Here is an 18,321-nt window from a genome sequence, read left to right as displayed (position 1 = left end):
GTCGTGACTGCGCGGAGGGCCAGATGTCAGTATGAAGGGCATGGATCAGGTCAGATGGTCGCGCTGCATCGACGTGAGCTGCCTGCCGGAGGACGTCGTGGCCATGATCGAGGCGCTACGGAGCGGCGAGGAGCTGGTGATCACACGGGGCGATGAGCCGCTCGCGTCGATCTCGGCCATTCCGACGGCGGCGACGACCGCAACGACCACCCCAGCGCAGGCGCCGGCTCCAACTGCCTGGCCGGGAGCCGAGCCGTCTGAGGCGGCCATCAGCTACGACCGCGTCACCATCGTCGCCTCGGCGCTGCGCATGTCCGACCATGTCAGGTCGCTGCTCGCTTCCTCCCTCGGTGAGGACTACGTCGTTCTCGACTTCAACGCCGCGCCCCCGACGGCTGACGTGTTGCTGGTGCCGCCGGGGATCGGGCTGATGTTGCTGTCCAACCTTCGCGGCCGCTTTCCGCGGGCGCGGGTCATGGTGGTCGAGGCTTCGGACGACTCGCTCGGCATGAGTTCCAATGGCCCGGTGCGGCGGTTCATGGACGCGGGCGTCGAGACCTACCTCGTCAGCGCCACCATCCATTCCCTCGCGGCGCAGCTGGAGGAGGCCGTGACGCATCCGGCCCAGCTCGGCCGCGCGGGTGGCGCCGGCCGCGCTGGTATCGGGGCTCGGCGTCTCTCAATCGACTCATGACCTGCGGATTCGCGGGACTCTTAGCAACCACTGAGCACGCTGATAGGCTCGAACCGTGACGCCGGAGGAACTCGCCAATCTCGCCCATCTGCGTCGCGCCCGCGACCTGATGGACCGCGAGTACGCGCGGCCACTCGACGTAGCCGAGCTTGCGCGTACCGCTTACATGTCCACCGCGCATTTCGCCCGCCGGTTCCGCGCGACCTACGGCGAGACGCCCTACTCCTACCTCATGACCCGGCGGATCGAGCGCGCGAAGCTGCTGCTGCGCCGCGGCGACATGTCGGTCACGGAGGTCTGCATGGCGGTCGGCTGTTCCTCGCTCGGCTCGTTCAGTGCCCGGTTCACGGAGCTGGTCGGGGAGACACCGACGGCCTATCGGAACCGGGACCACGGCGAGTTGGAGAGCGTGCCGGGGTGTCTGGCTAAGGACATCACCCGGCCCGCTCGCCACAGCAGCGCGGGCGGCTGAGCCGCTCCGCTCCGCGCACGATCCTTACGCGGCCGCCCGCACGGGCACGGTGACGAAGAGCTCCGCCAGGCGCGGAAGCTTCGCCCTCATCTGCACCGCGTCGTCGAAGTCGAACTCCTCACCGAGATCCGTCGGCTCCGGCACGTCCTCGCCGATGAACGCGTCGTAGGCCTCGTAGAAGTCGCGCATGTCCGTGTCGTCGTCGGTGATCTGGTCGTACGCGTGGGCCGACACGTAGTTCACCGCCTCCTGGAACAGCGCGGACTTGCGGTCGCCGGCGGCCACCGCCCGCACGTCGGGGTGGTCGGCGAGCTCGTCCGGGTTCTGCGCTATCCGCTCGTACCACTCGCGGCCCTGGGTTATCACCGCGGCGCGGAAGTCCATGAACGAGTCGTCCGAGCAGCCGCCGTTGATGAGGGTCGCGGCCGCCCACACGTCCCAGCGGTACAGCGCCGAGTCCAAGATCTCGAAATGCTGTTCGAACTCGAAAATCGTCAGCTCCGACGTCGCGGCGAGCCGCTCGGTCAGATAGGACGCGACGGCCTTGCCGTCGTCGTCCACGGTGTTCGTGGCCTGAGCGCGCGCGGCCTCGATGAGGGTCCAGAACTCGGTGATGTCCACTGGCGCACTCTCTCACGAGCCGCCGACACGAAGGAGTGACCCCTCAGTCCGCCGCCGCGATCCGCCGGTTGCGCACTGCCGTGTACGTGCGCTCCAGCGCCTTGAGGGTGCGGGCGCGGTTGCGCTGGGCGAGCGCGACGAACAGGCAGTCGACCACCGTGAGCGCGGCGATGCGGCTGGCCATCGCGCCCGAGCGGTACGTGGTCTCCCGGGCGGCGGTGGTCAGGACGCGGTCGACCTCGGTCGCGATGGTCGAGCGCGGGAAGTTCGTGATCGCGATCGTCATGGCGCCGTTGGCCCGCGCCTCGCGCATCACGGCGAGGGTGTCAGGCGTCTCACCGGTGTGCGAGATGCCCACGGCCACGTCGCCCCTGCGCAGCAGTGCGGCGGAGGTCAGGGCCAGGTGGGGGTCGGACCAGGCGCCGGCGCGGCGCCCTATCCGGTTGAGCTTCTGCTGGAAGTCGAACGCCACCAGCGCGCTCGCGCCGGAGCCGTAGAGGTCGATCTTGTCCGCGCCGGCCAGCGCGTCGACGGCCTTGTCGAAGGTGTGCAGGTCGAGCTGCGCGACCGTCTCCTCGACCGCCTTCGCGTCGGCGAAGCCGATCTTGCCGACCACCTCGGCGGTGGTGTCGCGCGGGCCGATGTCGGTGCCGAGGCCGGTCCAGCCGGAGGCGGCCGGGCCGTCCTGCGCGGACGCGGCGGCGGCCAGGCCGATCCGCAGCTCGGGGTATCCGCGCAGGCCGAGGCTGCGGCAGAAGCGCACGACGGTCGTCTCCGAGGTCTGGCAGGACGCGGCCAGATCGCTGATGGTGCACGCGGCCACGCCCACCGGGTCGGCCAGCGCGGCGGTGGCCACCCGCCGTTCGGACGGCGGCAGGCTGGGCAGCAGCGCGCGGATCTGCACCAGGATCGTGGTCTGCTGGGGCAGCAGCGACTCGCCGCGCCCGGGCTTCGCGGCCGCGGGCGCGAGGGGAGCTGCGGCGGGGGAGGTCTCGGCCTCGTCACGCCCGGTGGAGCGGCTCATCGGTCTCCTCGGATTCAGTGGTGCGATCGTAGTACCCGGCCACCGGCGTAGGCGCCCCCGCCGTGCCCGCCGCCGTCAAGGTCTGGCGACCTCGCCTCGCCTTCGGCTCTCGCGGCGTCCCACGCAGCGACGGCCGCGTGCACGGTCCGGCGGAGCAGAATGATGCCGGAATGGTCGCGGCCGAGGTGCACCGCGTTGGTCAGCAGCAGCGTCCACAGCCCGCTGGCGGGATCCAGCGCGGCGCTGACACCGGTGAACCCGGTGTGTCCGGCCCGGCTGTCCGGCCAGGCCGCGGTCATGTGGTCCCACTGGTCTCCGGCCAGCGCCCAGCCGAGGCCGCGGCGGCCGCCTTCCGCCGCGGCGGTCTGGCAGGTGAAGGCTTCGCGGCGGATGCGCGGCGAGAGGATCGGGCTCTCCTCGGCCAGCCAGCCGTTGCGCACGTACCGCACGAGGTCGCCGACGGTGCCGAACACGCCCGCGTGGCCGGCCACGCCGCCGAGCGCTTCGGCGTTCTCGTCGTGCACGACGCCGATCTGCGGCAGCCCCGTGTCCGGGCGCGGCTCGGTCGCGGCGAAGCGTTCGCGCGGGGCCGTAGGCAGGTAGCCGGTATCGGCCATGCCGAGCGGGTCGAAGACGAGTTCGCGGGCGGCGGCGTCGAGGGGGCTGCCGGTCAGTTTTCCGACGAGCTCGCCGAGGAGGATGAAGCCGAGGTCGGAGTAGCAGACCTGCTCGCCGGGCCGGCTGATCAGGGGCTCGTGATACGCGGCGGCCAGCCTTTCCTTGGGGCCGCCCGGCAGCTGGTAGAGCAGCCTGTGCGAGGGCAGACCAGCGGTATGGGTGAGAAGGTGACGCGGCGTCACATCCTCGCCGGCGAACTCGGGCAGGTAGCCGGCGACGGGCGTGTCGAGGTCGAGCTCGCCTGCGTCGGCGAGGCGCAGCACGCACGGCGTGGTGGCGACCACCTTGGTGAGCGAAGCCAGGTCGAAGAGGGTGTCCGGAGTGATGTCGCGGCCTTCGGGCCCGAGCCGGGTACTGCCGGCGTAGTACATGCTCCACGGCCCGTCGGCGCCCCGGCCGACGGCCAGCACCGCGGCGGGGACGACGCCCTCGGCCACGGCCGCCGCGACGAGACGCACCGCGGCGCTCGGGATGTCGTTGCTCCGGCCGGGCTCCTCGTCCATGTTCGCTCCCGTCGTTCCGCTCGCGGGTCCGGCCGGCCATTCCCGGCCTTCCTCCGGCTATGGTAAGTTTCCACCGACAATTTGACCAGTTGCGTCAGTTAGCAACATGCGGAGGTTCCGTGTTCGAATCGTCCGCCGGGCAGGTGCGCGGCGCTGAAGCCGCGGACATCCCGGCCCTGCGTCGGATAGCCACACAGTCGTTGCGCTGGGACCAGCCCGACGCGAGTTCGTTCGTGGAACTGCTTTGGCCGCAGGACAACCCGGAATTGGCCGTGGTCGCGATCGACGGCAGCGAGCCGGTCGGCTGCGCGCTCGGGTCGCTGCGCGGAGAGCGCGGGCACGTCAACCTCCTCATGGTCGCACCCGGTGCTCGCGGGCGTGGGTTCGGAAAAGCACTGCTGCAAGCGCTGGAGCAGCGGCTGGAGAGCGCCGGAGCACAGCGGATCTTCGTGGGCGGGGCAAGCCCGCGGTTCGCCTGGGCCGGCGTCGACGTGCGCTATTCGGCCGCGGGCTTCCTCCTGGAATCGGCCGGGTATGTCAGAGCAAGCCAGGCTGTGAATATGACGGTCGACCTGACTGAAGCAGAGTCCTGGCTCGACGACGTCGGCAGCGAAACAGTCCCCGAGGGTGTGACCCTGCGGCTGCTGCGCGAGGACGACCGCGCAGCTGTCACGCCTTGGCTCGCCTCGTTCGGCGGGACCTGGCTGGAGGAGACGCTCGCAACGCTGGAGCAGCCCGGATCAGGTTGCCACCTGGCCATTCGCGACAACGGTACGCCAGACGCGGCTTACCTCGGATTCGCTTGCTATGGAGTCAATCGCGCCGACTGGTTCGGGCCGATGGGCACCGACGAAGCGTCGCGCGGCCTCGGTATCGGCAGCGTCCTGCTTCGCCGGTGCCTCGCCGACCTGCGCGCGGCCGGGTACGACTCGGCGCAGATCGCGTGGGTGGGGCCGACGAAGTTCTACGCCAAGGTCGTCGACGCCTACATCGACCGAGTCTTCTGGATCTACCGTAAGGCGGACTGATGGTGCTCCCGGCTGACCTCTCCCGGCTCGCTCTCCATGTGCTGCAGCCCGGGTTCGCGGGGACTCAAGCGCCGGAGTGGGTACGCCGGCGGATCGGCGAAGGGCTCGGATCGGTGCTCCTCTTCGGGCGCAACGTCCGCGATGCGGACCAAGTCGCCACGCTCACCGCCGCGCTGCACGCCGAGAACCCGAAGCTGATCATCGGCGTTGACGAGGAGGGCGGCGACGTCACCCGACTGGAAGCAGCGTCAGGATCCTCATATCCGGGGAACCTGGCGCTCGGCGCGGTGGACGACGCCGAGCTCACCCGGAAGGTCGCGCGATCGTTGGGGCGACGCATGGTCGCAGCCGGCATCGATCTGGACTACGCCCCGGACGCCGACGTGAACAACAACCCGGCCAATCCCGTGATCGGCGTGCGATCGTTCGGTGCCGATCCCGAATTGGTCGCGCGGCACGTCGCGGCATGGGTGGAAGGCCTGCAGAGCACGGGAATCGCGGGCTGTGCGAAGCACTTCCCAGGCCACGGCGACACGGCTGTGGACTCGCACGTGGCGCTGCCGACCGTGCGGATGAGCCGGGCCGAGCTCGCCGCCACGGCGCTACCGCCGTTCCGCGCCGCCATCGACGCGGGCGTCCGCGCGGTCATGCTCGGGCATCTGCTGCTGCCCGCTCTCGATGCCGAGCACCCCGCGTCCGTCAGCCGGGCCGCGGTGGATCTCCTTCGCCGGGATCTCGGATTCAGGGGTCTGATCACGACGGATGCGCTGGAGATGGCCGCGGTCGCACGACGCTACGGCGTTGAAGGTGCGGCGGTTCGGGCGCTGGCGGCGGGCGTGGACCTGCTGTGCGTCGGACACGAAGGCGACGACGCGCTGGTGGGGCGGCTTCAGGCCGCCATCGTCGATGCCGTGCTGACGGGTGAGTTGGGGGAGGAGCGGCTCGCCGAGGCGAGCGGCAGGGTCGTGGCGTTCCTCGCTGAAGGCGGCCGTGAGGCCGACGAAAAGCCGACAGATGACGACGAGGAGATCGGGCTCGAGGCCACTCGCAGGGCTCTGCGAGTCACCATCTCCCAGCCGGGTGCGCTGCCGCTGGCCACGCCGCCTCACCACGTCGCTTTCACCTCCGCCGGACCAGTTGCGCTCGGCAGCGTCGCGGACACCGCCCTAGGCACTCAGCTGCTGTCGCGCATGCCCGGGACGACGGTCGCGTTGCTGGGGGAGTGCACTGACGCAGCGATCGAACATGTGCTGGCTGCGGCATCCGGCCGTCCGTTGGTGCTGGGCGTCCGGTCGGCGCATCGACACGAGTGGATGGGTGACGCGCTCTCCCGGATCCTCGCGGCCAGGCCGGACGCGATCGTCGCCGAACTCGGGTTGCCCGGCAGCCGACCGGCCGGTGCCGCCTATCTGGTGGCGCACGGCGCGAGCCGCGCCTGCGCGGCCGCGGTGGCCGAGGTGCTCTGCCCATCGCGATCATGAAGGAAAGTTTCGAAATTCCGAGAGCCGGTATTGCTTTTTTACATCCACCTCGCCATGCTCGGTTCCAGCGCGCGCCACGCCCTACCAGACCCCTGACACCCGGAGGTACCCGTGGCTCGAACACAGCGCGGCGCCGGCCGCTCGCGTCTCGCGGCGGCCGCCGGCGCGGTGACGGCCCTGCTGGGCCTGAGCGTCGTCGCGATGCCCGCGGCGCAGGCGGCCGGATCCGTGACAGCCGGCATCCATGCCCTGACTCCCGGCGCGGCCGACCTGACCGCGTTCGGCCAGGCCTTCAGCGCCGCGCGCACGCTCGCGGCGAAAGACGTCGGCGCGGTCCGGCCCGGATCGGCGCGCGAGGTGCAGGACTCCGCCACCGGCACGACCTGGGCGGTGGCCGGCTTCGTCCCGGCTGCTTCAGCGAGCGCGCAGGTCAAGGACTCGTTCCAGGACGGCGCTGCCAAGCAGCTGTTCGAGCGCGCAGCCGACGGCACGTGGACGGTCGTTCCCACCGCCGGCCCGGTCGGCTGCGCCGACTCGGTGCCCTCGAGCGTGCGTGACGCGCTCGGTCTCGACTCGGCGGACTGCTCGGCCGGCATCGCCCGCCCGTCCGCCGCGACCAAGGCGGCGGCAGCCAAGGCCGCCACTTCCGACGAAGCGCTCGGCGCTCAGATCGCCGACATCGCGCTGGGCCAGGTGGGCGTCGCCACGACGCCGGCCGAGACCAGTTTCGGTGGCGTCGACTGCGACCCGTACAGCACGCTGGTCGCAGCCTTCTCGCCCAACTCCGACGGCTGCGGCCCGGACCAGACGCACACCGTGGAGAACCAGAACGAGGCGTGGTGCTCGGACTTCGCCAAGTGGGCCTGGACCAAGGCCGGAGTCACCGAGGATCTCAATACCCTCAACGCCGGATCGGTGTCCTTCTACACGTGGGCGCTGGCGCAGGGACAGACCCCGGTAGCCGATTCCGGCACGCCGGAGCCAGGTGACGCAGTGGTCTTCTTCCCGCCCGGCACGATCTCCGCGACCACCTACGCCGACCACGTCGGCATCGTCGCCTCGGTCAACGCCGACGGCACGGTCAACCTCGTCGACGGCGACTTCCTCGGCTCGACCGGGATCACCGTCGAGTACGACCAGAACCTCAACCTGACCAGTTGGGCCTCAAGCGTGTGGAGCACGGGCGAGCAGTGGGTGCTGGTCTCGCCGCCGAGCGGCGCGCAGCAGGCCGCGTCCAGCGCCGCGATCGTCGCACCCACCAATGCCACCGCCGGCGCCGACGTAGACTTCGCCGCTGTCGCAGCCGAGCCCGGTGGCTCGATCGCACAGGAGTACTGGACCTTCGGCGATGGCCGTGACAACAACGTCACCGGCGCCCACGTCAGCCACGTGTTCCAACGCCCCGGCCTCTACACGGTGACCCTGACCGTGACCAGCAACCTCGACACCGTCTCGTTCCGCACCTGGAACGTCGGCGTCGGGGCGAACGGCTCGGCGGTCTCTTCGGTGCCGAGCAACGATGTCTGGTACACCACCGTGCCGGTCGAGCAGTATCTGTTCACCGCGTCGTCCGGCGGCGATCTGGCCGTGGACAGTTGGGACGGTGCGAGCTGGCTGCAGCAGACGGTTCCCGGCTCGGCCGCCGCGGGCTCCTCCGTCACAGGCCTGACTTACTCCGACGGTGACGCCGGATATGCCACTGTCCCGCACGCCTTCTACCAGGCTTCCGGCGGCGGGCTCGGCGAGACCTACTCCGGTGTCAACGGCTGGACTAGCCTCTCGCTGCCCGGCCAACCGGCAGCGGATAGCGCGGTCGCGGCGACTGCGGCCGACCCGGTCTCCGGTATCAAGCCGACCCTGAACGTCACGCCGTCGCTCTACTTCTTTGACGCGAACGGCGCGCTCAATCAGACAACTGAAGCCAACGGCTGGTGGAGCAGCGCCGCCATCTCGGCCGTAGCCACCAAGAGCCCGCAGGCACTCGCGGCGGCATCTACCGGCGGGCTCACCGCTGCGCAGGACGTGTTCTACCTGGACACGCACGGTCGACTGAGCGAAGCGACGAACCTCACCGGCTCCTGGGTGAACCTGCCGGTTCCGACCGGCAAACTGGGCGTCGCCGCCGGCACGACGCTCGCGGCTGCCTCCACAAGCGCGCAGCAGGTCGACGTCTTCTTCACCGACGCCGCGGGCAAGCTCGCCGTCGCGGACTCGTCGCTGCCCGGGATCTGGTCTGTGCACGAGCTTTCCGCGACACCCGCCGGCAGCGCGCTGACCGCGAGCAACTATCTGACCGCGAGCGGATCGACGGCCGACGAAGTCAGTTATCTGACGTCGTCTGGCGCGACTGCTGTCACGACGTGGGACGGAAAGCAGGGTCAGACCACTGCATTGCCCGGCACGGCGACGTCCATCGCAGCCGTGAGCGGCAACGTGGTGCCGGGCATGCCCCAGCAGGTATTCCTCGACAACGCCGGCCAACTCGGCGTGGACTCGGCGGCGACCGCCGGTGCCTGGAGCTATGCGGATCTGCCCAGCACACCGACGACGTACCCGGGCACGGTGTTGCTCTACGCGGCCACCCCGGCCGATGACGCCGGCGCGTTGGCAGCGGCCGAATACGCCGGACTGGCAGACAGCCAGGTGACCACGAACTTCCAGATCGCCTGGGGAGCCACTCTCAGCGGCAACTACCTGGTGATCGCCGTCGGCCAGGCCGCCGTGACCGCCCTCTACGACAACCCCTGCGGCTGGGCCAACCCCTCCGCCGACGATCCCGGATCCACGCCCTTCGCCGAGGTCACCCGGCCGCTCAACCTGACCCTGACGAACCTGTACCTGGATGCCGCGGCCTCGAACGCGGCCCAGACTCCGCAGCGTGCGGCGGACATGGCGTACTTCGCCGTCCACGGCGCGCTGCCCGCGGGAGCGACGCTGCCCACGGTCGCCTACCCCGGACACACGTGCCTGGGAGCATCCTCCTAGGCCGCTCGATAAAGAGCCCGGCCACGGCGAGATCCGCCGCGGCCGGGCTTTCCCTTCGTATCTCAGACTTCTTTCTCTCGCGCCGTGGCCGTCGAGCCGACACTCGCCGCGACCACCACGGCGATCGCGATCACGCAGACCACGCCGATGCGCTGGGAGAGCAGCAGCCAGCCCGCGAACGCGGCGATGCCGGGTTCGAGACTGAGCAGGATTCCGAAGGCACGCCGAGGAATGCGCCGCAGCGCCGAGAGTTCGAGCGTGTACGGCACGACTGAGCCCATGAGCGCCGTGCACATCGCCACAAGCACCAGACCAGGCCGCTCCGTGATGTGGGTGGCGCCGCGTGTGCCGAAGGGGAGCAGCGCCAACGCGCCGATGGCCAGCGACACGGCAAGCCCGCCCCGGCCCTCCACCGTTTTGCCCATCCGTGCGCCCGCCAGGACGTAAAGTGCCCAGCCCAAGCCGGCGACCAGCGCGAACCCGAGGCCCAGGGCGTCGAGCCGGCCGCCGCTCGCGGCAGCGCCGCCGCCGTCGCGCCAGCCCAGGATGGCGACCCCGACCGCGGCGATGGCCACCCAGCCGAGATCCCGGACTCGCCGGGAGAGCACCGCGGCGAGCGTCAGAGGGCCGAGGAACTGCACCGTCACCGCCACACCGAGCGGAATACGCGCGATGGCCGCGTAGAAGAACCCGTTCGTCAGCGCGAGGCTCAGCCCCAGCAGCACGGCTGCCCGCCACTGCTCACGGCTCCATGCCCGCACGTTCGGCCGGGTCAGCGCCAGCATCAGGCACGCGGCGAGGCCGAGCCGCAGCAACGTCGCCCCGCCGGCACCGGTGGAGGGGAACAGGCGGGTGGCGAAGGCGGCTCCGATCTGGAACGAGGAGCAGGACCCGAGCACCAGCAAGACGGCCAGGCCGCGGCCTTCGGGTGCGAACGTGCGGCGGCCGAGGTGTGCACGGGTCGGCGCGGGAGCGGCGATCGGCGCCGCGAAGGTGTCAGTGGTGGCGGCCACGGTCGGCTCGCGGGCTCAGGCTCAGCGGGGAGGGCATGGTTCAACAGTGCGGCCCGGGCGACTCATTCGTCCAGCGAAGGAATCTGGGCGATACTGGTGAGGAAAATTGACCATTCTTCGAAGGCGTCCCCCATGCTCGACGTGCACAGACTCAGGCTGCTGCGGGAGCTCGACCGTCGCGGCACGCTCGCCGCCGTCGCCCGCGCGCTCAACTACAGTCCGTCGGCCATCTCCCAGCAGCTCACCCAGCTCGAAGCGGAGACCGGCGTGAAGCTGCTGGAGCAGGCCGGGCGTGGAGTCCGGCTGACGGCGCAGGCACGCATCCTGGTCGGGCACACCGACGCCATCCTCGAACGGCTCGAAGAAGCCGAGGCAGACCTGCGCGCCTCGCTCACCGAGGTCTCCGGCACGCTCCGGGTCGCCTCGTTCCAGTCCGTCCTGCTAGCACTGATCCCGCCCGCGCTCACCCTGCTCGCCGAGCGCTACCCGAAACTGCGCGTGGAGATCGAACAGCAGGAAGCCCGCTCGGCCTTCGCCGGGCTGGTCGCCCGCGACTTCGACGTCGTACTCGGCGAAGAGTACCCCGGGCTCCCGCAGCAGCAGGTGGAAGGCGTACACACGCTGCAGCTCGCCCACGACGAGCTCTGGCTCGCCCTCCCGACCACCGGCCGGCACGCGGACGCGGTGGCGAGCACAGCCGCGCGTGCCGGAGCCAACGTGCGACTGGCCGAGCTCGCGGACCTCCCCTGGATTCTCGACCCGCACGAAGGCGCGCCCGGCCAGTGGCAGCGCAACCTGCTGCGGTCCGGCGGCTTCGAGCCCGACGTGCGCTTCGAGAGCCCGGACCTGTTGCTGGCCATCCACCTCATCGAGAACGGCCACGCCGCGAGCATCCTGCCCGGCCTGTTGCTGACCACCGGCGACCGCAGACCCCGGATGCGTCTGGCCCACCTGCCCGGCCGCCCGCACCGGCGGCTGACCACCGGCGTACGGGCCGGCGCCGCCCGACACCCTGCCGTCCGGGCGTTTCGCGAGGCGTTGCGCACCGGCCTGCGGCAGAGTATTCACGAACCACCCGCGTAAGCGGCTGGCAGTCGCGGAAGGATACCGAAGGTGAACCCGAAGTCTGTAGCGCGCGTGACCGTGGTCGTCGCGCTGTTCGTCGTCGCCTTCCTGCTGCACAAGCTGGTCTTCCTGGTGCTGATGCTGGCCGCGGTGGTCCTCGGCACCGGCCTGGGCTTCGCCTACATCCTCCATCGGGACCGCAAGCAGCGGGAACGGCGTGAGCGCGAGCAGATCGAGGGGCGGCAGTAAACGGCAGTAAACCCGGCGCGCCGAGTTCATCCACGTTTCACCCCGCGGTCACTGCTTTCCACGCCGTGCGCGGGTGAAAGGGGGTGCACTGGTGGCCTGCGTCGACGAAGCCTGAGGGGCCGGCGCCAGGGGAGGGGAACCGATGTCGTTTCTGGACGGCCTCGTCGCGGATCTCAACAGGGTGATCGACAACCGCGAGGTGGCCACGGCCGTCTCCACCGCCGCCGCGCTCGGCGTGTGCGGCGGGATCTACCGCCTGATCGACCGGTATCTGGTGCACCGCAGGCTGATCTCGGTCACCCCCGTCTTCGATCAGGTGGTGAACAAGCAGGAGGAGAACCTGACGATCTCGGTGCCCGGCGGGCAGTCGAAGGGATCGCAGGAGACTCACTTCGTGCAGAGCTTCGTCATCCTGCGCTTCGCCAACGCCGGGACCGAGAAGGTCGGCTTCCGCTCCGACGAGGACGACCGGTTCCGCATCTCATTCCCGCACCGCAAAGTGCGCGTGGTCAAGGTCCGCGAGCCGGAGGAGCTGATCGGCGAGCCCGGCCGCCCGCTGTCCACCGGCCGCCTGGACGAACTGCGGCGTGAGATCACCTCCACCACCTGCGGCCTGCGCGACGAAGCGGGCGGGATGCTCGACACCTCCGTGCTCACCCTCCCCGCGCACGTCACGCTCGGACGCAAGGAGGCCTTCCAGCTCGCGGTGTTTCTCTCCGGCACCGGCAACGATCTCGCGGCCGGGGAGGGGAAGATCGAGGTCAGAGGCGAGCTGAAGCAGGGCAAGATCGTCTTCCGCGGGCACTCCTGGTGGCGCGGCCTGTGGCCCACCACCCTGCCCGCGCTGCTCGTGGCCGCCCTCGCCGTCTCCTTCGGTGTGGGCGCGCTCACCGCGCACCGAGCCCTGACGCCGCGCGCCGCCTGCGTCGGCGACCTGCAGGTCCAGGTCGAGGGCAGCACCGCGTTCGCGCACGTGGTCGCCGAAGCCGCCGCCGACTACACGCTCCAGTGCCCCTCGGCCAAGATCACGATCACCGCCGACGGCAGCGACAAGGCCATCTCGAACCACGGAGCCCAACTCGGCCAAGACACGGTCCTGATGGTGGACGAGTCCGGCCAGGAAGTTCCCGAGGCCTGGAAGGCGAACCCCGTCGGCATGGTCATCTTCGCCGTAGTGGCCAACAACTCCTTCGCCGCCGACGTCAGCACCGACGCCTCGTTCCAGATCCCGCAAGGCGGCTACTCGGCCGTCGGCGTCGGCGGCCTCTACCGCCAGGCCTCGACCGGAAAAGTCCCGTACGTGGCCGTCGGCCGTACCTCCGGCTCCGGCACCGCCCTCGAGTTCGGCAAGTGGGCTCAGCTCGCCCCCACCGTTCTCGACAACGCCCCCGCCTGCCCGCCGCTCTCCGCCGAATCCACCGCCGCCGCCCCGACGCAGAAGACAGGAATCTGCAACGTCGGCAGCACGCAGAAGATGCTCGACTACATCAACGACACGGCGAACGCCATCGGCTTCGCCGAGATCGACGCCCTCGAGCAGTACCCGAACGTCAGTGCTCTGCCGATCGACGGCGCGAAGCCGAACCAGGCCGACGTCCTCAACGGGACGTACAAGTTCGCCGTCCCCGAGTACCTCTACACCGCGCAGACCCCCTCGGTGCAGGTGCAGTCGTTCCTGACCTTCCTGCAGTCACCCGCCGAGACCGCGCAGCTCGCCGACCAGGACGCCGGCTTCATCCCGTGCGACGAGCTGAACGGATCGGTGGCAGGGGACTGTGATCTGCAGTAGGAGCGTGGATCGCTCGGCCGGCTGCGCCTCCGGCGCCTGAGTCGCGGCAGCGATTGTCGCGGCAGCGGCTGTCAGGAATTGTCGGAGCGCCAGATGTAGTAGTAGCCGGTGCCGTACTCATCCGAGTCGGGCACCTTGGCGATCAGGGTGTAGCCCTTCTTGCCCATCAGCGGCGCGTCGATCTGGTTGTCCAGCGCGGCGGTCGGGCCGAAGCGGAGCACCACCAGGGCGAAGTACTGGTCCGCCAGAGCCTGCTGGTAGGCCGGCACACCGGTGAGCACCTTGCCCTGCTTGGTCGTGTAGGTGAAGGTGAAGGTGCTGAACCACTGGTACGGCTCAGTCAGATCACTGAGGTAGTACCGGGGGACCTCGTCCTCCTCCACCAGGATGCGCTCGGTCACCGGCCGCACCTGCGTCTTGAGATCCGCGACCATCTGTGCCGAGTTGGGCCAGCCGTTGTACAGCTGCGTCGACTGGGTGATCGCGCCCCAGGTCAGGCCGAGGCAGACGAGCAGGCCCGCGCCGAGTCGGCGCGGATCCCGGCCGCCGACCCGCAGCAGGCCGGCCAGCGCGACGCCCGCGACCGGAGCGGCGAACAGGAGGCCGAAGCCGACGTGTTTCTGCAGCGACGTCGCCGTGTGCAGATGCACCTGGTACGCGGGGGCGAGCAGCGCCGTGCCCGCCAGGGCCAGGCTGAGCAGCATCCGGGAGACCACCTCGCCGCGTTTGGCGCCGTCCGCGCGGGCCAGCCTCGCGTCCACCACCACCCCGGCGAATCCGAGCAATGCCACGCCCGCGCCGAGCTCCGCCGCCATCCGCAGGATGTAGCCGAGCGAGTCGCCGCCGCTGGCCCGATCCGTGGTGGTGGAGGTGATCCCCGTGAGGTACGCCGGGCCGAGCAGCCGAAGCCAGCCGTAGACCAGGCCGCCGAAAGCACCGGAGAAAAGCAGGCCTCTGCCGATCGCAGCCGCCCAGCCGCGATGTCGCGCCTCGCCGGTGGCCCGCTCCCGGCCGCCGTAGCGGCCGGCGAAGACGGACACCAGCGCGATCGTCGGCACGAACAGGAGACCGGCGTACTTCGTGCCCACCGCGAGTACGGCCGGGGGCACCGCCAGCAGCACCAGGATCGCCCACCTGCGCGCCGTCGCCACCACGATCCACAGCGAGAACGCGAGCAGGAACAACGACATCGGGTCGTAGGTGGCCAGCCGGCTCAGGAACAGCGTCGGCGCGGCCACCGCGAACAGCGCCGCCGCGCAGGCCGCCGCGGGCCGGCCGTAGAGCCGCCGCGCCACGCCCCACACGCAGCAGGTCGCGCCGAGCATGAACACCAGGCTCAGCGCCCGGGCGCCTTCCAGCCCGAACACGCCGTCCATCGCGGCGCCCAGCACCGGGTAAAGGAACGGCGCGCCGGAGAAGTACGTCGCGTAGTCGTCGTAGGTGTTGGAGTGGTGCAGCAGCCAGGCGATCTCGTGGTGCCCGGCGTAGAGATACAGGCCCTCGTCCTCGAACGCGGTGTTGTGCAGTCGCAGGGCGAGCGCGATCTGCAAGGACAGCACGGCGATCAGAGCGATTCGGCCGATCAGCCAGCGCCCGATCCGGGTCGCGCTGAAGCGCTGCCACAGGTTCGGTCCGACCGGTTCGGCCGGCTCGATCGTGTGGACGACGGCGGGGGCGGCGGTGCTCATCGGTTGACCACCCCGGTCATCCCGCCGACCAGCGCCAGGAACGCCGCGACGGTCTGGTCGTCGGCGGTCAGCGCCCAGGGCTGCGCGTCCTTGCCGGACAGGTCGTCGACCGGGCCGGCCTCCTGGTAGACCAGCGCGGCCACGTCGGTGCGCGCGGCGATGGCGAGGGAGAGCTTGTCCAGCCAGGTCGCCCGCTCCGCCGGCGTGCCGTCCACGGCGACCTGCAGCAGCAGCGGCTTGCCAGGGTGCTGTTTCGCCGCCGCCGCGAGCTGCGTCGCCGGGTCGGCCCACGTGGTCTTGGGGAACTCGGCCATGGTCAGCGCGACCGCGTCGATCTGGTCGGCCGGCGGCGCGTACGCCGCGTCGTGGCCGGGATCACCCGGCGTCCAGACCCACGAGACGTTCGTCGCTCCGGCCGTCTGGAACAGCGCGCGCACATGCGCCCAGGCCCGCGGGATGTCCTGGGGAATCCCGCCGTCGGCGACGCCGGAGCTGGCCGCGTAGTTCCGGTCGGCCTGCGGCAGGACCGTGAGATACACGGGCCGCCCGTACCCGGCGATCTCCCGCGCCCACCGGATGACGTCGGCGTCGTCGCTGCCGTTGGCGATCGCGGTCAGCGCCGAGTCCAGCGTGCTCTTGCCGTTCTGCGAGAAGACCAGCGTCAGCCAGGGCACGCCGCCGTGGCCGGAGACCGCGTCGGCCCAGGCGTAGTCGAAGGCGTCCGCGATCTCCTGGGTGCGCGCCGTGGTGCCGAACTGCACGCCCAGCCGGCGCTCGAGGTCCACCACGCCCACACCCGCGTACGGCGTGGCCAGCGCGCCCACCCCGACCAGCGGGTGCGCCGGCAGTGACGCGTTGGCCAGGTGCAGCGGCGCGGACTGGGCCGGGATGGTGCTGGTGTCGAGCACGAAGAGCATCGCCCCGCCCACCACGACGCCGGCGAGAGCGGTGCGCGGCTTGGGCAGACGGCGCACCGGGCGCCGGTGGTGGCGCCGCTGGTGCGGATCCGGGCGGGGGATGAGGGGCTGGGCCGGCAGGGTGCCGAACGCGGCCCGCTGCCGCCGTTCCCGCCGGCCCTGCCGGGAGTCGAGCATCACCAGGATCATGTGCATGCCCGACATCAGGCACAGGTAGAGCAGCCAGAATCCGGCCAGCCAGTACGCCGTCCCACCCGGCCTTATCACCAGCTTGACGAACGAGATGACGCAGAACCCGACCACGATCAGGTGCAGTTGCGCGGTGCGCCAGGGCGAGAGCGTGCTGCGGCGCTTGGGGGTGAGGGTGAAGTCGCCCTTGCGTCCGATCACCACGCGGAACGCGGCCTGGAGCAGCACCGGGAACGAGCCGTAGTTCGCGATGATGCAGCGCCAGCTGGTGATGTCCCACGCCGCATGCCAGAAGCCTGCGATGGACAGGGCGAAGTAGGGTACGAAGTAGAGCAGGAAGTCCGTAGCCGTGGCGCCGCGCACGCCGCTGATCCCGGTCAGTACGAACAGGACCGGCGCGATGCAGAAGATCAGGTCTCGAACACCGCACCAGTAGTGCGTGGTGGCCAGCAGGTAGTGCGCGCGCTGCTGGGCGCTCAGGCCTTTGCGACCCTTGGGCGCCGGCAGCAGCAGATCACGCCAGTGGTCCCACATGATGTTGAGCGTGCCGCGGGCCCAGCGGTCCTGCTGCTTGAAGAACGAGGCCAGGTCCAGCGGGCCGAGCCCGACCGCGAGGATGCCGGTGAAGTACACCGCCCGCCACTCGGCGGCCATCCGGATCGAGGCGGCGAAGTCCTCGGTGATCGAGCCCGTCGGGATACCGCCGATGGAGTCGATCGCCTTGGCCCGCATCAGGAAATTGGTGCCGCAGATGAACGCGGAGTTGTGCGCGGCCTTGCCCGGGCACAGCAGCCGGTAGAAGAGCGACTGCTGGTCGTCCGCCCAGCGCGCCACCGGGTTCTCCCGGTTGCCGTAGAACTGGCCGGACTGCACCCAGCCCACGTCCGGGTCGTCGAAGGCCGGGATCAGCTTGAGGAAGAAGTCGCGGCGGGGGATCTGGTCCGCGTCGAAGATGCACAGCAGCACGTCGCCCTCGGCCCCGACCAGGGTCCGGGCGTTGTTGATGTTGCCGGCCTTGGCCCCGCCGCCGACCTCGCGCACGACGTGCATGACGCCGAGGGATTCGCACAGCGCCTCGATCTCCGGCACGGTGGGCTTCTTCGCCACGAATCCGTCGTCGCAGACCACGACGGTGATCTCGGAGTAAGGATGCTGCTGCAGATAGGCGTCCCGGGCCGCCATGATGCCGGTGAGGGTGGGACGCAGCACCTCTTCGCCCTCGTCGACGGTGGGGACGAACACGTACACCGGGTACTTGAACGGATCCACCTGCTGTTCCGGCGGCACGTACCGGCGGCCGTAGAAGGCTTCCGGCTCGGCCGGTGGATTGCGCGGCCACAAGCCGATATGCAGGCCCATGGTGTGCACCGCGGCGTGCGTCTCGGCCAGGTACAGGGGTATGCCGATGATCCAGCCGGGCAGCGGATGCCCGCCGATCGCGATGACGGTGAACCGCCATGACAGATAATTGACACCACTGGTGAACACGGCCAGGAAGAACGCGATGTTGCGCAGCTGCCGTCCGCGCCAGCCGGCCGCCCAGGCGAGCCCGAGGCCGAAGGCGAAGGCCGCGGCCGGCAGCCACGGCCCCGGCCGCTCGATCGCGATCACCACCGCCGTCGCGGCCAGTCCGGCCCGGCTCAGCCAGCGCGCCCACGGGCCCACCTCCGGCGGCGGCGCGCTGATCGGGTCGGGGAGCCTCGGAAAGGTCCCGGTGTCCACGTCCAGATGCCCGCGCAGCAACGGCCGCGGGCGCGTTCGATCCTCGAGTACGGTCAACGCAAGACCCTCCCCAGAAAATGGACACCCCCGCGCGGGCCCCCCTGGGCGGCGCGGCGGCCCTGTCTTTCCCACCACGTAAGACAGGGCTCGTATGAGAGCAGCCGACTGTTCGCTCCCGACGGGTCAGGAGTCTATCCGAGATC

General features: G+C 70.4%; 14 protein-coding genes. 8 read left to right on the top strand and 6 right to left on the bottom strand.

Annotated elements, in window-relative coordinates; genetic code table 11:
- Positions 1 to 40 precede the first annotated feature (40 nt).
- Together ACTRO_RS19400 and ACTRO_RS19395 are read left to right on the top strand one after the other, a co-directional pair.
- Entirely contained in the window at positions 41 to 694 is a 654-nt protein-coding gene (locus tag ACTRO_RS19400) for a hypothetical protein (protein WP_034275646.1), read from the top strand.
- A gap of 55 nt (positions 695 to 749) precedes the next feature.
- A complete protein-coding gene (locus ACTRO_RS19395; RefSeq protein ID WP_034264976.1) occupies positions 750 to 1,166 on the top strand; it encodes a helix-turn-helix transcriptional regulator in 417 nt (138 codons plus the stop codon).
- 24 nt (positions 1,167 to 1,190) lie between these two features.
- On the opposite strand, the gene ACTRO_RS19390 is transcribed toward ACTRO_RS19395, so the two are convergent.
- From ACTRO_RS19390 to ACTRO_RS19380, 3 genes are read right to left on the bottom strand one after another with little or no spacing between them, the layout of a single operon-like run.
- Positions 1,191 to 1,787, bottom strand: coding sequence for a DUF4240 domain-containing protein (locus tag ACTRO_RS19390; protein WP_034264972.1), 597 nt, complete (start codon positions 1,785 to 1,787; stop codon positions 1,191 to 1,193).
- Positions 1,788 to 1,830: 43 nt separating this feature from the next.
- On the bottom strand, positions 1,831 to 2,811 hold the full coding sequence (locus ACTRO_RS19385) for a MurR/RpiR family transcriptional regulator (RefSeq protein ID WP_034264969.1): 981 nt from the start codon (positions 2,809 to 2,811) through the stop codon (positions 1,831 to 1,833).
- Positions 2,812 to 2,825: 14 nt separating this feature from the next.
- Positions 2,826 to 3,992 (bottom strand): serine hydrolase domain-containing protein, encoded by a 1,167-nt coding sequence (locus ACTRO_RS19380; protein ID WP_051451071.1) that lies wholly within the window; start codon positions 3,990 to 3,992, stop codon positions 2,826 to 2,828.
- 119 nt (positions 3,993 to 4,111) lie between these two features.
- Here ACTRO_RS19380 and ACTRO_RS19375 point away from each other — a divergent pair, with 119 nt between their 5' ends.
- From ACTRO_RS19375 to ACTRO_RS43575, 3 genes are all read left to right on the top strand, one after another.
- Complete coding sequence (locus tag ACTRO_RS19375; protein ID WP_051451070.1) at positions 4,112 to 5,020, top strand: GNAT family N-acetyltransferase; 909 nt, start codon at positions 4,112 to 4,114, stop codon at positions 5,018 to 5,020.
- The gene (locus tag ACTRO_RS19370) at positions 5,020 to 6,501 is read left to right on the top strand and encodes a glycoside hydrolase family 3 protein (protein ID WP_034264965.1); all 1,482 of its coding nucleotides are present in this window, start codon (positions 5,020 to 5,022) and stop codon (positions 6,499 to 6,501) included. The genes ACTRO_RS19375 and ACTRO_RS19370 overlap by 1 nt, the downstream gene beginning before the upstream one ends.
- Positions 6,502 to 6,612: 111 nt before the next feature.
- Entirely contained in the window at positions 6,613 to 9,486 is a 2,874-nt protein-coding gene (locus tag ACTRO_RS43575) for a PKD domain-containing protein (RefSeq protein ID WP_051451069.1), read from the top strand.
- Positions 9,487 to 9,548: 62 nt separating this feature from the next.
- Here ACTRO_RS43575 and ACTRO_RS19360 read toward each other — a convergent pair whose 3' ends face one another.
- Positions 9,549 to 10,499, bottom strand: coding sequence for an EamA family transporter (locus ACTRO_RS19360; RefSeq protein WP_211244347.1), 951 nt, complete (start codon positions 10,497 to 10,499; stop codon positions 9,549 to 9,551).
- A 132-nt stretch (positions 10,500 to 10,631) separates the two neighbouring features.
- On the opposite strand from ACTRO_RS19360, the gene ACTRO_RS19355 reads away from it, so the two are divergent.
- The 3 genes from ACTRO_RS19355 to ACTRO_RS19350 all read left to right on the top strand — a co-directional run bounded on the left by ACTRO_RS19355 (position 10,632) and on the right by ACTRO_RS19350 (position 13,602).
- On the top strand, positions 10,632 to 11,582 hold the full coding sequence (locus ACTRO_RS19355) for a LysR family transcriptional regulator (RefSeq protein WP_034264962.1): 951 nt from the start codon (positions 10,632 to 10,634) through the stop codon (positions 11,580 to 11,582).
- A 30-nt stretch (positions 11,583 to 11,612) separates the two neighbouring features.
- Positions 11,613 to 11,813, top strand: a complete 201-nt coding sequence (locus tag ACTRO_RS47360) for a hypothetical protein (protein WP_157436336.1) — start codon at positions 11,613 to 11,615, stop codon at positions 11,811 to 11,813.
- Between the two features lie 142 nt (positions 11,814 to 11,955).
- Positions 11,956 to 13,602 carry a substrate-binding domain-containing protein gene (locus ACTRO_RS19350; protein ID WP_034264958.1) on the top strand — a complete coding sequence of 549 codons (1,647 nt, stop codon included), beginning with the start codon at positions 11,956 to 11,958 and terminating at the stop codon, positions 13,600 to 13,602.
- 71 nt (positions 13,603 to 13,673) lie between these two features.
- Here ACTRO_RS19350 and ACTRO_RS19345 read toward each other — a convergent pair whose 3' ends face one another.
- The gene (locus ACTRO_RS19345; protein WP_051451068.1) at positions 13,674 to 15,290 is read right to left on the bottom strand and encodes an ArnT family glycosyltransferase; all 1,617 of its coding nucleotides are present in this window, start codon (positions 15,288 to 15,290) and stop codon (positions 13,674 to 13,676) included.
- Entirely contained in the window at positions 15,287 to 18,175 is a 2,889-nt protein-coding gene (locus tag ACTRO_RS19340; RefSeq protein WP_157436335.1) for a glycosyltransferase family 2 protein, read from the bottom strand. Before ACTRO_RS19340 ends, ACTRO_RS19345 begins: the two co-directional genes overlap by 4 nt.
- Positions 18,176 to 18,321: the final 146 nt, after the last annotated feature.

Origin of the sequence: Actinospica robiniae DSM 44927, assembly GCF_000504285.1 — a bacterium.
GTDB lineage: Bacteria > Actinomycetota > Actinomycetes > Streptomycetales > Catenulisporaceae > Actinospica > Actinospica robiniae.
This window is presented reverse-complemented; position numbering and strand designations above follow the sequence as displayed.

What these genes read in the sequence shown, in the direction of transcription:
- ACTRO_RS19400 (WP_034275646.1), top strand. Translation starts at nt 41, where the DNA reads ATGGATCAGGTCAGATGGTCGCGCTGCATCGACGTGAGCTGCCTGCCG.
- ACTRO_RS19385 (WP_034264969.1), bottom strand. Translation starts at nt 2,811, where the DNA reads ATGAGCCGCTCCACCGGGCGTGACGAGGCCGAGACCTCCCCCGCCGCA.
- ACTRO_RS19380 (WP_051451071.1), bottom strand. Translation starts at nt 3,992, where the DNA reads ATGGACGAGGAGCCCGGCCGGAGCAACGACATCCCGAGCGCCGCGGTG.
- ACTRO_RS19370 (WP_034264965.1), top strand. Translation starts at nt 5,020, where the DNA reads ATGGTGCTCCCGGCTGACCTCTCCCGGCTCGCTCTCCATGTGCTGCAG.
- ACTRO_RS19355 (WP_034264962.1), top strand. Translation starts at nt 10,632, where the DNA reads ATGCTCGACGTGCACAGACTCAGGCTGCTGCGGGAGCTCGACCGTCGC.
- ACTRO_RS19350 (WP_034264958.1), top strand. Translation starts at nt 11,956, where the DNA reads ATGTCGTTTCTGGACGGCCTCGTCGCGGATCTCAACAGGGTGATCGAC.
- ACTRO_RS19345 (WP_051451068.1), bottom strand. Translation starts at nt 15,290, where the DNA reads ATGAGCACCGCCGCCCCCGCCGTCGTCCACACGATCGAGCCGGCCGAA.